The sequence below is a fragment of the Paenibacillus sp. Leaf72 genome, assembly GCF_001422685.1.
Classification (GTDB): domain Bacteria; phylum Bacillota; class Bacilli; order Paenibacillales; family Paenibacillaceae; genus Pristimantibacillus.
Map to the genome: position 1 here is coordinate 1,226,456 of NZ_LMLV01000001.1, position 15,481 is coordinate 1,241,936.

At 41.9% G+C, this 15,481-nt stretch carries 8 protein-coding genes and 1 pseudogene; 1 reads left to right on the forward strand and 8 read right to left on the reverse strand.

Annotated features, from left to right (window positions below; all coding sequences use genetic code 11):
• Nucleotides 1–674 precede the first annotated feature (674 nt).
• The gene (locus tag ASF12_RS36485) at nt 675–863 is read left to right on the forward strand and encodes a hypothetical protein (RefSeq protein WP_442952515.1); all 189 of its coding nucleotides are present in this window, start codon (nt 675–677) and stop codon (nt 861–863) included.
• Between the two features lie 586 nt (nt 864–1,449).
• On the opposite strand, the gene ASF12_RS05365 is transcribed toward ASF12_RS36485, so the two are convergent.
• The 8 genes and pseudogenes from ASF12_RS05365 to ASF12_RS05395 form a co-directional block, all read right to left on the reverse strand.
• Nucleotides 1,450–2,154 (reverse strand): M48 family metallopeptidase, encoded by a 705-nt coding sequence (locus ASF12_RS05365; RefSeq protein ID WP_056030534.1) that lies wholly within the window; start codon nt 2,152–2,154, stop codon nt 1,450–1,452.
• A complete protein-coding gene (locus tag ASF12_RS05370) occupies nt 2,155–5,253 on the reverse strand; it encodes a type I restriction endonuclease subunit R (protein ID WP_056030537.1) in 3,099 nt (1,032 codons plus the stop codon).
• On the reverse strand, nt 5,240–6,466 hold the full coding sequence (locus tag ASF12_RS05375) for a restriction endonuclease subunit S (RefSeq protein WP_056030540.1): 1,227 nt from the start codon (nt 6,464–6,466) through the stop codon (nt 5,240–5,242). Before ASF12_RS05375 ends, ASF12_RS05370 begins: the two co-directional genes overlap by 14 nt.
• Nucleotides 6,460–9,090, reverse strand: coding sequence for a type I restriction-modification system subunit M (locus ASF12_RS05380; RefSeq protein ID WP_056030543.1), 2,631 nt, complete (start codon nt 9,088–9,090; stop codon nt 6,460–6,462). Before ASF12_RS05380 ends, ASF12_RS05375 begins: the two co-directional genes overlap by 7 nt.
• Before the next feature lie 176 nt (nt 9,091–9,266).
• The gene (locus ASF12_RS35460) at nt 9,267–9,515 is read right to left on the reverse strand and encodes a restriction endonuclease (RefSeq protein WP_056030546.1); all 249 of its coding nucleotides are present in this window, start codon (nt 9,513–9,515) and stop codon (nt 9,267–9,269) included.
• 34 nt (nt 9,516–9,549) lie between these two features.
• Nucleotides 9,550–9,717 (reverse strand): annotated as a pseudogene (locus ASF12_RS35465) (winged helix-turn-helix domain-containing protein); the annotation flags it as partial.
• A gap of 443 nt (nt 9,718–10,160) precedes the next feature.
• Complete coding sequence (locus ASF12_RS05390; RefSeq protein WP_056030549.1) at nt 10,161–14,324, reverse strand: trypsin-like serine protease; 4,164 nt, start codon at nt 14,322–14,324, stop codon at nt 10,161–10,163.
• A complete protein-coding gene (locus ASF12_RS05395) occupies nt 14,284–15,372 on the reverse strand; it encodes a ComEC/Rec2 family competence protein (protein ID WP_056030552.1) in 1,089 nt (362 codons plus the stop codon). Before ASF12_RS05395 ends, ASF12_RS05390 begins: the two co-directional genes overlap by 41 nt.
• Between the last annotated feature and the right edge of the window lie 109 nt (nt 15,373–15,481).

A 15,481-nucleotide genomic window follows, 5' to 3' on the forward strand; every position in this document is an offset into this window, starting at 1 on the left:
TGTTTGCGAAGACAACATCACCCAAAGAGAGGAACACCCATAAGGTGAAGTTTAACACAAAAATCACATTCTTTGAAAAAGTTTTTTTTATAAATGCAACAAATTTTCAGGCAGTAAAGTCATACTTAGTTTCCTTGAAACCCTTTGTCTTAAACAAGCATTACGAACCTTAGGGCTCTCCAAAGCAACAAACGCGATTTCGCCACATATCGTATCTTGCAGTACCTTATCATGAGCTGGCTTTTGGGCTGCAATCGTCTTTTTCACTTCCGCTCGCTGCAAGGCAATGCCTTAGCCGCCCCTTCGTATGGTGGACGGATACCTAATCACACGTTCTTAAACAAAGACTTGCTTCGGCTGGGCAAAGCCCACGATCAGTTGGCGCCAGCCCTCCGAAAATTAAATATCGATATCCTTGCGCCGCAATTGCCAAGCTCACTAATTCTCGATCTGGATTCCACCGTGGAGACGGTGTATGGTAATGCGCCGTGTAGCCGTGATCCGCAAAATGCCACGCTGGGATGGAGAGCAGTCCCCGCTTGAACTTGATTTACTTTGGCAATATGAGGCCATGGTGACAACGGAAGCTTGGCAGCCATCGACGTATGGTGTTTCTATAACCAGCGCTGTTGCATGGAGAATTATATCAAGGAAGGTAATTTTCCATTTACCGCATTCCAACGCAGTCCTTTGCAGCTAATGAAATTGACCTGCTCTTAAAGTTACTTGCCTACAATTTGTTCGAAAGACTTAAGCACCATTGCTGTGACCCGATCCATCAGTCATATGCCATTCAGCGATTCCGACGAGAGCTTTTCCGTTGTGCAGGAGCGTTTGTAAATCACGCTCGTCGCATAATTTAGACTCATTATGTGATTCTCAAATCAGTTCATTTAATTCTTACAACATGGATCCCTCCAAATATCACCTGTTATAATGGAAAATTACATTTGGAAATATAAAACAAAAAGAGGAGCAGGAACCCCATCGGTTCTGCTACCTCCCTATACTCACATTCCACCTACCCATGGAACGTGTCTTTCATTCATTCAAGACTTACTCACTTTAATAAATTCAACATATCTACACACTCGACATCCAAATCCAAGTCCAAAACGACAGAAACCTTAATCTTGTCTTTAATGATCTTATTTCTGTAGTCACTGCCTTCGGTCGGTCGTAAATGTCATAAATCGCGCAAAGTGTTACAAACAAAAGATTTCTACGTAACCATCCGTTGCATTCTTACCACGCACTCCACATGTGTCGAGTACTCAGTGATAACAAAACTTATATGATGTGCCCTCCATTAATAGGTTCAAGGTTAACTTGTGCCTATTAAGTTTATTCTTCTTTTTAGCAAAAAGAAGTTAAGCCTTAAGCCAACAACACGAAGGTTGAGCTCTGGCTCATCTCAACTTAACTCAATATATCCCAACACGACACTCCTTACTTTAATTCCATAAAATCGAGTGCCTGGGAGTTCAGTGTTACTTTGACCTCTCTCCACATTGGCATATACTTGTCCATCAGTGAAACGAACCGCTCATTATGATTCCTTTCGGCAAGGTGAATCAATTCGTGAAGGATGATGTATTCAAGGCACTCCGGAGTTTTTTTGGCAAGTTGTACATTTATCCAAATTTTACCTGTTTCTGTGTTACACGTTCCCCATTTAGTGGTCATGTACTTCGTTTGCCAGCTTGACGCTTTCAAGCCCGTTGCTTTCTCCCACTTGGGTAATAAACGTGCTACCTCGATTTTCAACATTTCCCGATACCATTCGCGGATAAAATTTTCTCTCTGTTCGATACCGCTTTCCTTGCGGACAGTCAACAAAGCCTTATTGCCAGACAAAACAAGTGAATTCTTATTTCCGTATTGGGTTTGTATGTAATATTGCTTACCCCAAACGTAAAGCGTTTCACCGGAAATATATTTCCGCTCCGATTGGCGTAACTGATTATCGAAGTTACTGACCTGCATCTTTATCCAACTGATTTTGGTCCGCACAAACCGCTCTATCGCCTCGTCGCTCATTGAGAGTGGAGCTGATACCATCACGTTGCCGTTCGGTGGCTTGACGTAAAGGTGCATATTCTTAATATTCTTTTTGCACACCTCAATCGGCATACCCGAAATGATTAACATCATCTAATATTCTCCTTGTTCCACAACGATGTTGTAAACCCGTTCTACCTCGTCTCTGTCATTCAACACTTTAAACAAAGCTTGCTTAATTCTTCGCTCCTTAAACCCATTATGCCGAAAATCTACTTGTTTGCTTTCTCGTACAGCCTTATCGATAGCGATTGCTAGCGCCTCATCATTACCACAGTTATCGTAAAACGCCCGTAGCGCTCCGCTGTGTCGAATGTTTTCGGGATAGTGTGAATTGTTTTCAGGGCTCTCGGCGTTCTTAACCAATTCAATATACTTCTCCAATAGTTTCTCGTAGGCGATCACACCTTCACGCCGAGCCTTGATGAGTTCATCAAGGATAGCGGACATCTTCTCATAGTACTTAGGATTGACGAGAATTTTCTCAACTACCTTTTTACGAATATTATTCTCAATTGCCTCGGCAACAGCCTCCTTGCCTTTGCCACCAAGTTCTTCTCCCTGCGCTAATACAAAGTCAAGCAGGGTGAAATCATCAAACTCGCCGATTTTACGGCTGTCTTCAGCTTTAATGTAGGTATCGATAAGGCGGCGCATATCTGCTTCATATGATTTCAGGTCGATAAAGTCGCCGCTAGCGTTACCAATGGTTTCTTTCAATGCGATATAGAATATGACTTTCTTGTCAAAATCCGCTTGCTCAGTAGTGGTATATCCCACACTCACCATATCACCTTTTATCTCAGAGTAAGCGCGGACAAGGCGGTTCACAAGTTTGTACAGCTTCTCGCGGCTCCGAGAGTAGAATTCGTCATCTATGCCGCCTACTCCGTTCTCGCCACAGAAGTAATGGATATAGTCAATCTCGGAACGTGGGGCCGGAACTCCTCCACAGAGGTCTTCGAGTTCCTCAAGAATTACGTCAAAGTATTTCTTCGCTTCAGTAAGACGGTCTTTAATCAAGCCCTCAATATCCTCAGCGGCGTATCCTTCAAACGCACCCGATGTATATTTGTTAAGAGCATTCGCCAAATCTCCGAACAACTGCTTGTAGTCCACAATGTAGCCGAATTCCTTTTCTTCTCCATCGAGACGGTTGACACGGCAAATTGCCTGGAATAGGCCATGGTCGTGCATTGATTTATCAATGTAGAGATAGGTGCAGGGAGGTGCGTCGAAACCCGTCAATAGCTTGTTGACTAAAATGAGCAACTTCATCTGTGCCGGTTCCTCAATGAACTTCCGCTTTACTTCAGCTTCAAAGTCCTCCGCAGTCTGACCGTTTAGCATCTTTTTGTAGACCTCGTATTTCTCGAACTCCTCTGCATCTTCAGCTTCGGTGCGAAGATTGCTTTCAAGCGGCACAAACGATGTAACAATTGCGCATTGTTTGAATCCGCGTGACTGGAAAATCTCATAATACTTGCAAGCGGAGTAAATTGATTCTGCCACAAGCATCGCGTTTCCGTTACCATCGGCGAGCCGGTTCTTGATATCAAAGTCTGCTATTACATCCTCAGCAATTACCTCAAGCCGTTTGCGGGAACTGTATACCTTTTGCATATTGCCCCACTTGGACTTGAGTTTGGCCTTCGCAGCGTCATTCAGCCCTCGGGTCTTAGCCTCAAAGTAGGCGTCAATTTTGTCCTGCGCGGTGATTATCTGCTCGATGTCGCGGGCTTCGTACCGTAGGTCAAGCACAACACCATCCGCGACGGCTTCGTCATATTTGTAGGTATGAATATACCCCGGCGAAAAAACTTCTATACTTGTTTTCTTGTCTTTTACAAGTAGTGGTGTACCTGTGAAACCAATAAATATTGCGTTCGGCAGTATCTCCTTCATCGCTTCGTGAAGTAACCCACTCTGAGTTCTATGGCACTCGTCAACGAAAACGACAAATTCTCCCTTTGCCTTGAAGTCTTGCGGCAGAACAGCTTTTAGTTCTTTTATAAATTGCTCAGTCGATTTTTTCGCTTGGTTTTCATTATCTTCCGAACTGTTACGCACACCAAACTTATGAATCAATGAACAAATCAGTCGTTTCTCAGTTCTATCTAATCTCTCTACAAGGTCAGCACAGGAACTCGTTCGGTAAACTTGCTCATCTACACCTCTGAAAACTTTCTCCATTTGATCGTCCAATTCATCACGGTCAGTGACAATCAACACGCGAGCATTGGGGTTGTTCGCTAAAATCCATTTGGACAGCCATACCATAGTCAGCGTCTTACCACTACCTTGTGTATGCCAGATAATTCCACCTTGTGAGTTACTGAGTTTCATTTGCGCTTTTTTGATGCCGAAGAACTGGTTATGACGGCATGCTTTTTTAATGCCCTTATCGAACACGATAAAGTTATGAATCAGGTCAAGAAACCGCCGCTTGTAAAACATACTGAACAATTGCCAGTCTAGTTTGTCAGGGAGCTGTTCGCAGTTTTCGAGAATATCAAGCGTAACGCCATCAAGCGGCTGTGCCTCTGTGTTGACGATGTCGTTTTTCCATTCTAGATAATACTTTTCAGGCGTTTCGATTGTTCCATAGCGCAAGCCCTCGCCATTGTTGCCAGCCATAGTGAACTGAACAGTGGTGAAGAATGGCTTGTTAAAATGCTCGTTTTGATTGGAGATGGTTTGCCTTATGCCCTGTGAAACCGACACGGTGGATTTTTTAAGCTCAATCACAGCTATGGCGATGCCATTTATATACACGACAAGGTCTGGGCGACGTTCGCTTTCCGACTTAATCGTCACTTCCTCGGCGATGGCAAACTCGTTATTATGAGTGTGCTCCCAATCGATAAAATAAACAGTCTTTTCAGGATCGCCGGGGTTCTCCCTGACTTTCGCGCCATATTTGAGGAGTGAGTATACGTCCTGGTTCGCCTTATACAGCCCCTGTTGCAGGTTGCCAGCTGCCCGGACAAGAGCATCAACAGCTTTTGCAGACAGGCTTTCGCTGTACTTCTGCTTATTCACTAGGAAAGCCATTAGTTTCTCAGCTATGACATTACTGTTTATCTGATGGCGTAAATCGCCGTAATACTCATATCCGAGAACAGCCTTGTCTCGGAACAAGCCAAGTGCACGGTCTTGTGTTTTGCGCTCGGCTTCGTTAATTTTGGCCATTGTCCACATCCCCCTTTATTAACCGTATTCTACCCATTAGCAATTCACTCAACATACCTTGCTTTATGCTTCGCGCCTTTTCGAGCTTCACTGTCAGCGCGTCAATCTCCATGTCTATATCGGAGAGGATTGAGGCAATTGCAGTTTGCTCTGTGAGGGTCTGCGGGATTGTGAAAGTCAGATTTCTAATTATCGTTTGGCTGATATTGGGCTGTCCAGCACCACTCCCCAGTTCAATTATCTCAGCTCTAAGATAATGCAACAGAAAATACATGAATTTTGAATCAATATCCTTGTTGAAAAACAAAGCACAGCAGGCTTGATTTGTAGTGGCGTCAACATCTAATATCCCGAGTTTTCCAATAGTTGCACCGTACATTGCCATTAATACCGTACCTTTTGGAAAGAGCTTTGCCGATGAATTATTCAAAGCGTCAACAGTGATTTTTTCTGCCGTTGAACGAATATAATTGTCATTCAATTCACTGGTTGTAACCCAAGGGATATTGCCATTGAAATAAGTGGGAATAGACCTTGAAGGAGTTCCACCAGAACTTGTATCACCAATTTCACGGATTTTTTTTTTCACCCACTCCCCACTAAACCCTGGCAACCGACGTTTGCCTGTGAGTAGTTCTTGCATTGCGCCCTGCTTGACTGATTTTTTCTTAGCAATCAGCTGCTCTAACAGAGAGAGTACAGTGTCAGCGTCCGAGAGTGTTTCGGCAATATAGCGCTGTTCGGACTTTTCAGGTAGTTGGATTTCTATAGCAGACAATTGTTTGCCATTTGTCAATGCCCGTGTGGTATATGTGCAACCCGACATTATTGCTTTGCGAATGTCCTCAGTCATAAAGACGTACTGGCAATAGTTTATGTCAAGCTTGTCTGTAATTGGTCTGCCGCGCAGAATAAAACCACTAAAAACACAATCGTCAACTTCGTCAAGCATAACACTTGCGAACCCGACTTCATCAGGTGTTTCCGATGTTCTTGTGAAGAATACATCGCCCTTACGGACATCAAACCGCTTGATTTCTTCCGCACTTAGCGTCACTCGACCGCGTAATTGCTCGGCGTGTAAACCGCGATTCTTATACACATCCATATAGTTCACAATCGGCGTACCTTGCCCAAAGAACTCCTTGCTTTTGTTAAGACCGTTCTTAAACTCAAGCAACTCGCCGATTGTAGTTGTTTCCCATGTCACCATACAAACCCCATCCTTTCCAGATGAGATTTCACTTTGCTTTCGAGTTCTGCTGCTTCGGCTTCAAGTTCTGGCATTGTCCGCCCATAGCGGTCGGCGAGTTCTAACACCCGCTCTGCTATCCGGTGACTTACTGCCGTGTACAGCGCGTATACGCCACCTAAAATCGAACAATACCACTTAAGGTTTAGCAACAGTTCCATACACTGGTCGTCTGTGAGTTTGACGTACTGCTCCCGTGCCTTCTTATCGAGTAGGGATTTCAGGTCTTTTAGAACCGCACTCCGCTCATCTATCAGCGTATGTTTTTCCTGCAAAGACATTAAAGCCTCGTAATCGTCCGCGTAGAGTTCAGATACTTCGGCGGTCGTTCTAATTTCTGATATACGCTTTTTAATGCTCGCGGCGGTGATTGTGCCGCTATCTGTCACGGCATTCTTACAAAGCGGATTGGCGCGGACAACCGCCTCGACTTCTTTCTTTTTTGGCATAGTGGAATTCAGAAGTGCAATCAAGGCCATAATTTCTTCTGTCTCTATGCTTGAACGTATCTCTTCAATTTGTACTTTTAGTGCAGTTCTGTTCAGCTTTCCTTTATCTGTTAATACATCATTGATTGCTGAGCCATCTTCTGCGTTTTCAATAATCTCGTCGAGTTCTGCTTGCGCTGCTACAATAATCATTTCGATATCATCAATTGCTTTTTTCTCCGCAGAAAAAAACATCTCTATTACAATGCCTTTCGGCACAAGTTTGCCATCCCATCCTGTTTCTGTGGTTCTCGTTTCCTCCGTACCGTCTTTTTTCTTCTTGGTGCTGGTTTTGGTGAACACTTCAATGTCTCTAATTGCTTTATAGCCCTCTTGAACAAGCAGGTATACATCGTCAGACATTACTTCATTCCAGTAGGACAACAGAACCTCATAAGCATCATACTTATCAATAAGTGTGACAGGCTCGTATTTCACCAAGACTTGTTCGGCAATCTCCGCAATCAGCAGTTTCGGCTTAGTTGTGCCGTCTACAGTGCGTAATTTGTCGTCAACCTTATCCTTCCAACTTTCAAAGGTGTTTTCCACCTTGTCAGCATATGCGGAAAAATCCAAGTCTGAGTATATGGTGTCACGAATTGAGTCCTTGTCCACAGCAAGCGAATAAAATCCGTGGCGGAGAGGCTGAAACAACGCATCTTTTAGATTGGGAAATGTATTCCAGTAGAGAGACAGGCTTTCAACGTCTGCAATCGGTATACCGCCATTTAAGTGACCATCGATGCTCTGTAAATCCTCAGCCACGCCACCGTCTATGTAACGCGGTATGTTGAGGTTATAAGCATTCTTATGCTTTATTTCGTCATTCGGCACAAATCGCGAGTATTTCGGTAATGTAATCCGCTGATTAAATACCGTTGTAATTTTATAAACATCGCGCTCTCGCAGACGGTTCTTATTGCCATCCTTGATGAAGTCGCGGCTCGCGTCAACCATAAAAATGCCATCCCGCTCGTCGGCGTTCTCTTTGTCGATAATAATTATACAGGCGGGTATACCCGTGCCGTAGAATAGATTCGTTGGCAAGCCTATAATGCCTTTAATTAATCCCTTGTCAATAAGTGACTGCCTTATTGTCGCCTCTGCATTGCCACGAAACAATACGCCGTGGGGAAGTATGACTGCCGCCTTGCCGTTTCGCTTCAGTGACTTGATAACGTGGAGCAGCCAAGCGAAATCACCATTCTTCTGCGGTGGGCGGTCGCCGTAACCATCAAAGCGTCCATACTCTTTCAAGCCGTGTGTCCAGTTCTTATCGGAGAACGGAGGATTAACGACCGCAAAGTCAAACTGGCGCAACGCTCCGTCATCATTAGGGTTCTTAAACTGAGGGTCGGGGAACGTACTGTAACCGCCTTTAATTTCAGCGGTCGCTCGATTATGCAAAACGAGATTCATACGGGCAAGCCCTGCGGTGGTTCCGTCTTTCTCTTGGCCGTATATGGCAACATCGACTGGAGCAGATTCGGCTGCTCGGACTAATAAGGAGCCAGAACCACAAGCTGGATCGTACAGAGTGGTTTCACCCGCTTTGGCATGTTCGATTCCAACCACTTTAGCAAGTATGCGTGACACTTCGGCTGGGGTATAAAATTGCCCCTTGCTTTTACCACTTTCAGTGGCGAAGTTCCGCATAAGGTATTCGTATGCGTCGCCAATGATGTCGTCGCCTTCTGCGTGATTGCGGCCGAAGTCCGGCATTTGGTCGCGAAATATGCCGAGCAACTCACTCAGTTTGTCGACCATTTCCTTTCCTTTGCCAAGTTTGTCCTCGTCGTTAAAATGTGCGTTGTCAATAACTCCTTTGAGATTGTTTGCTTCGGCAAGTTTGGCAATAATTACATCCATTCCCTCGCCAATGTTTTTGTTACCAATCAGCAGAAGCATATCATCAAAACTACCGCCTTCAGGAACGTCGATGTCACCGTAAACCACACCCTTATATTTGTCTGAAACATACTTCACAAACAAGAGGGTTAATATATAATCCTTGTACTGTGAGGCATCCATGCCGCCTCTTAATGCATCGCAGCTGGCCCACAGGGATCTGTATAATTCACTTTTCTTTACTGCCATATAATTCCCTCACTTCTGTCTGTTAGCAAGATTTTTATTTCCTATCATCTGTCATTAGTACATATTCTATATCAAACATTAAGCATTATGGAAACTCCAGAATTTAATATCTCAGCTTCATGCCCTTCAATTAGAATTATCGAAGGTTTCTTCACTGGTCTAGAGGTTGGATACTGTTACTCGCTAAAATAATCTGAATCGGTCCTCTTGATTTCATATACGGCAAATTTCGATATACCTAGATCATAATCAATCATAAGTTTTGCTAATGTTAACCCGTCAATGAGAACGATTTCACTATCAATTAAGGATACATAATCATGCGCTTCCCTAGAGAAATTCAACGTTGTGAGGAATACTCCCTTCCTGGCCCTATAGCCTTGTAGAGCCCCCGCAAACTTTTGATTTCCAGAACGGCCTACCATGCCTTATCAACGCTTAGCCTGGATGTATATAGTCTCAAGAGTCCCAGTCTGTTTTTCTTAATAATTCCGTCAAGCCATGTGGATGCCCAGCCACCCTATTTTGAAACAAGGTTTGTCGGCCACTGGGTAGCATTTCCCTTTGTTCTTCTTCAGTCAAGTTGAACTCATCCGCGAGTGTCTCAATTAAGTTCCTTAGGGTGAGATCCTTTTTGTCCCCCGTGAGTTAAAGGTAGCATGAGTGATTGATAATCTGGGATAGGCATTCCCTTGCCTCCAATCTATATAATCCTTGAAATGTGTAAAGAACATCTCTAGCTCACATTGTAACAGCGTCGATAATCCCATGCTGACGTGAAATACACGTTAGTCCAAATCATCATATATCTCTCTATTGTACAGAGTTAAAGCACGCACCCACAAGAGTAATATATGGACGTAAAGTCCAACTTTTACGAAACAGACCTAGATAGGGTATGCCTTACGGAAGTTATTCCTTTTTTAAGAACCATTTATTGGGACACCTCTTCTCCATTTTACAGAACAAAGTTGTTGGAAGGTCTTAAAATAGATAAAAATCAGCCCCATGGAATCTATGTTTGCAAATTGCAAAGAGGATTGACGATACATCGTCAACCCTCTTAATCTTCAAACATCTAAGATTTCGTATTTCATTCCATCAAACGTAATCAGATGTTTCATAACCTTACCAATTGATATAGGCCATGCCAAAATGCTCTCCGTTTGCAGCAGATAGTCAGAAATAAAATCCTTTCTTAGCAGAAGCTTATCCTCATAACTCTCTTCATATAAACTACGACATATGCATACTCCGTTTTCATCTTCAAAGGTAAGAAACTCATCGCTCTGAAGGATTCCTAACTCCTTGATTATCATCGGCGAAAGGATGCTAAAACTAATATAGTCCCCCATGGCACCATCGCTAATATCCCATGTGTAAGTATCTGTTATCTTCTTTTGTAAAAAGCCACTTTCTCTTTTCGCGTGTATTTTGTTCAAAAAACTTTTATAAGCCTGTGACCAATAAATTTCCTTAATATATAAATCCTCTAATGGTCTTTCATTAATAGTACTCACAGTCATCAGAAATTTACGAAATGAGTCGACTTCATCTTTAGCCAGCAAGAACGGTTCCGTAAGATGATAATGCTCATCAATCCGATAATGTATAGCGTTCACCGCTAGCCATGTAATCCCGGCCATGTCTTGTTCAACGATCCTCAAGAATTTCTCTAACAACAAATCTAAACTCACCACTGAAATTTCGTAGGATTTTGAGACATCAAAGGGATGATGATAGTCGATACTCGGATCAATCTTCCGAAAGAAGCCCATTTGCCATACTCCCTCGAAACTTTCCGGCACCCCATCACTGTAATAAGTTTCACAAATTACCGGATTACTTTCGAAATAGATCGTCAAGATTTTATTTAGAGCGATCCATTCATATTTTTGTCCAAGCTGGTTTACTCTTTTCGGTCTCATGTCGCTTATTCCAATATCAAATTCTCCAAATCTCACATAATTGTACCCTGCTTTGAATATTTCTTTGATTACCATTCTCGTCAAGTTTTCACGATGATCAGGCAGAATATGATTAATAACATTCTCTAACTGGAAATCGATACGATCACTGTTGTCAACTTTAATACCAGTATACAAGCTTTCAAGCTGGGCAATGATTCGATTCTGATATAAATAAAACAAATCGAAGTCATCTACGTCGCTGAACATACCATAAGGATCCAACCTCTCAAGATGTTGTTCAGAAGAATTCAACTTCAATATATCAATCTCGTCTTGACAAACCTCATAGTAATGATCCCGACCACTATCAATTAGACGAATCTGAGTGACATCCACATATTGACCGAAGCCTTTCCATATCGTGTATTCTATAATATTAACTAGATAACCGCGAATCGTTAGGTGGGGAATCAATGTTATTCCATTGAAATATTGTTTATATACGTATTCTCCAATTTTATCCAATTCAGCAGATCGAGTATTATTCAGCACGCATCCATAGACCGCACAGAGTAAGCCTTCTAAAATGTATAAATCTTTTACATACGAAAATTTTTCAAGTAGACAGATTAATTCATCGCCGCTGTCTTTGAACAGCTTTACAAGCGTCTTGATCGATAAGTCTCTTACCTTTTCATCCGTACTTGCTAAGAACCATGTTATATTCATACCTAATAACAGCAACTTGCTCCTACTAAAAACAGAACTCTCCTCGCCTCTTTTCCAGACCCAATTCATTATCTGTTTAAAACAATCGTTTTCATCAAAGTCTTTACTTACATACACGGTCCAGAAGCTATTGAATTCTTCCAAACGTAGTTGAATGAGCTGCCGATATAGGAAATCTGCATTATAATAATGTCTCTCATCCAGAGTATACTTCAGCACCTCATCCCAAAAATCATACATATATCTTGGTTTTTGATAGCACAGAACAAAGACTTCGTTCACTATTAAAGAATGACTTATCCCCGTGATCGCTTCTGGTCTTCTCCATTTTAGACTGTGATAATAGGCTTGAATCAAATCAATATGCTTGTTATTTACTACATGTTCCGGCCAATCGTACATTTCTAACAAGGGAGGTGATATATCCGGAATAAGTACTGCTAATGCATTATATATGCCTTGTCGAGCTCCATCTCCTATAAGCACATGTGCATATGGATTCTCGTCAGAAAAGAACGCTTCTAGCTCCTGGTTACTGGTATAATGTTCGACGCTATTTTCTTCAACAATTCGCTTTGCCGCAATATGCTCGCCGAATATCTCAAATGCTAGATACGCGATCGTGAATTTATTGTTGGATTTATCGCTCATCGTACTGACTGTGACTAGATGTTCCTTGATGAGTTCATCGAAGAAATTTATCACTGACAAACTATATTTCTTAACCAGCTCTTTAACCTCGAGATAAATTTCCTCATAGAGTAGATAGTTACCGCCCTGTATTAGTAGTTTGTTAATAAAGCAAGACAATGCCTGATGCAAGGGGCTCGCATGTAATGGATATCCTTCTATGCGTTCTCTCAACCTGCTCTCCACATTATCAAAGTAGTTATCAAATATGTTCTTCATTGGATCAATCGTCTGACCAGGGCGATTAATCGAGCAGTACAACTTTAAAAACAGCGGGTTCTTAAATTCGTGCCTAAGCGAATCATTCAACGTAAAAGGAACTTGATAGTGATTAAAATATTTTCTGACCGCTTCGTCAATATCGTCAAATCCCGATAATTCGACGCGAAGCACTTTCTGAGCCTCAAAAAAATTCGTTGGAATCGTGTCTGCTTCATATGTATTCCTTAAACTCATAACCAAAGCAATATTGCGATATTTTCTAAGTGTTTCCACAAAACCGCCAATGGAGTTTTTCCAGACACGTTTAACTTGTGCTTCATTAATCGCGTCGATGAAGATTACCACACGCTCATTCTGCTCTGCACCGTACTTGTTAAAAAGCTCAAGAAATTCTTCAATATCGCAATCGATTTCTAACTGCCGCTTGAGCTGGTTGTTAATCGTATCATCATATATCAGTAATTGACCCAATACATATAGACTGACTTTGTTAGCGCTAAATAAGCGGGAAGCGTTGTGCGCCATAAAATGAGACTTTCCAACTCCTGCGGCGCCTGAAATTAAGATGTATGGATTTACAGCAGCTTTGAAGACATTATCTTGAACATAGTTGAGCATTTCATCGACTTGTTTTATAAAGAAGTACCCCCGCCCCTGTTGTTTAAGGTACAGGTCCACGAAATGTTTAAGCTCCTTAACGATCTCGACCAGATCGCTTAAACAAGTAGCAATTCTCTGATGAGAAGAGAGTTGCTCCTTCGTTTCCAATAGTCTTTCAAACGTACAATTGACTTCACTATCCTCGATTTCATCAAAATGCTTGTAACCTTCTTGCAATTGTTCGCATTTTGCAATTATGTTTGCTAGGAACTTATCGTTCAACTCGATTGCATCGATCAGTTCGGACATCTGCATTTCAACATGAAGCTTTTCAGAGTATCGCTCGTCTGCATTGGCGATATTTCGCTTAATGCGATCCAAAAACCACTGTGGATTATATTTTCGCTTCAGTGGAGACTCCAACGAGTCGAACTGAATGGGTAAGTATTCATGTTGAACCAGCAAGTCGTTAAAGTATTTTATCATGTAGACTGGAAACTGCCTGAAGGGCTCTTCAATTTCATACAAGATCCCCGTCAGGTAGTACTCTTCATCATGGCGACAAAATACACCTCCGCCTGAAAAACCTTTACAGTTATAATTCGAATCGCTATCCACAGTATCCAAGGCAGTCGTTGTAGTGACGATATTTTCATCCGAATATTTAACGTTAGTGATATTTATTCCTCGGTCAGTATTTTGTTGGTTATAAGGGTATGGAAAGCCCCGGAAGAGACAGTCGTTTTCAGTATAGACAGGATTTATAATTTTCAATTTTGGTATTTTGTTAAGAACTTGACGACCATCATGTTTAGATATCACTATGATTGCAATATCTTTCTCGTTGCTATACAAAATGCGATCAAGAGATCCCAATTCCAGAGATTCATAAACTCCATCTATCAACAATTTGATATTACCATGTGCTTCTGCACTTGGCTTCTTGTCAAACAAACAATGCTTTGCCGTTAAAAGATACAAGTATTCTTGCTCCTGCATTTGAATGAGTACGCCCGTACCACTTCCCGTGCCTATCTCTAATTTACATACAGCTCTCTGAATTGCATGGAATAACGTACCCATTCTCCCCCTCCTTCGGATAAAGACATTCAAAATTGTAAAAGGAACGATCCGAATCGGTGAAGATCGATTTAATTTCTTTATTTACATAATTAAAAATAAGTGTTATTTTTCTCGACTTATCTCTATCGGGCCGAAATACGATTCTTGACAACGCTTCTTTATGGGGGAAAAAGTATGAATTTGAGCCGTTCGCACTAATGAGAAATTTATCGCAATCAATTAGATTCAGTAATTCTGAACTTGTACTATATTTACTGCCATGATGAGACACCTTCATATAATCCACTTCCAATTTCTTTGTGTAAGAATATCCCAACCGCTTCAGCGACTCAATCACCGTCGACGGATGAGAATCCCCTAAGAATAATGCGGACTTATCTTTCACCTCGAGTAGAAAAGCGATACTAACCCGATTCTCCAATGAACACTGGTTTTCAAAAGGGCTATCAGCCAACATTTCAATGTCTAACTCCCAATCGCATGCCGCTGCAGAAATTTTGGTTCCCACAACTCTCGTCTTCTCTTCTTCCCACTTTTCTAAAAAGGCAGATAACTCATCAGGATGTGGAGACAAAATCGTAAACCTCGCTCCGTGAAGTTGGATAGGCTCCCAGCTTGAATCAACTCGATTTTTAAAATTCTTGCGGTTTGTCGATAGAAACTCGCCTAGTTGTATTCCTTGACGATAGCTGATCTCTGGTTTTTCCTCCGGCAGCCGATGATAGTCCCCGTTAAACCAATATTCCCCCACTTCCTTCGTTCCAAATTCTCTAAGGAAATTGTTAATTCCTCCAATGTGGTCTTGGTCGATATGGGTAAGGATAAAGAGGTCGATGTTTTGATCCATTTCGTATATTTTTTTAACTTCCATCTTCAATGTTCTTTTATAGGTTTTAGCGAATCCTGCATCTATAACGACATGATGGATTTCCCCATCATCTCCTATGTAACTTACCAGAATACAATTCCCGTGCAATGCCTGCAACATCTTAATAAACAAAGGTGCTCCCCCCATCAGCTTGTATTTAATGCCATTTAACATCCCCATTAAATAGTTATATCCTCTAATTCGCTATAAATCTACTATTAATGTCCTTTAGTGTACGTAAAAGTTTTTCAGATACTCTCGTCTTGGATATGCCCTTATGATACGAATT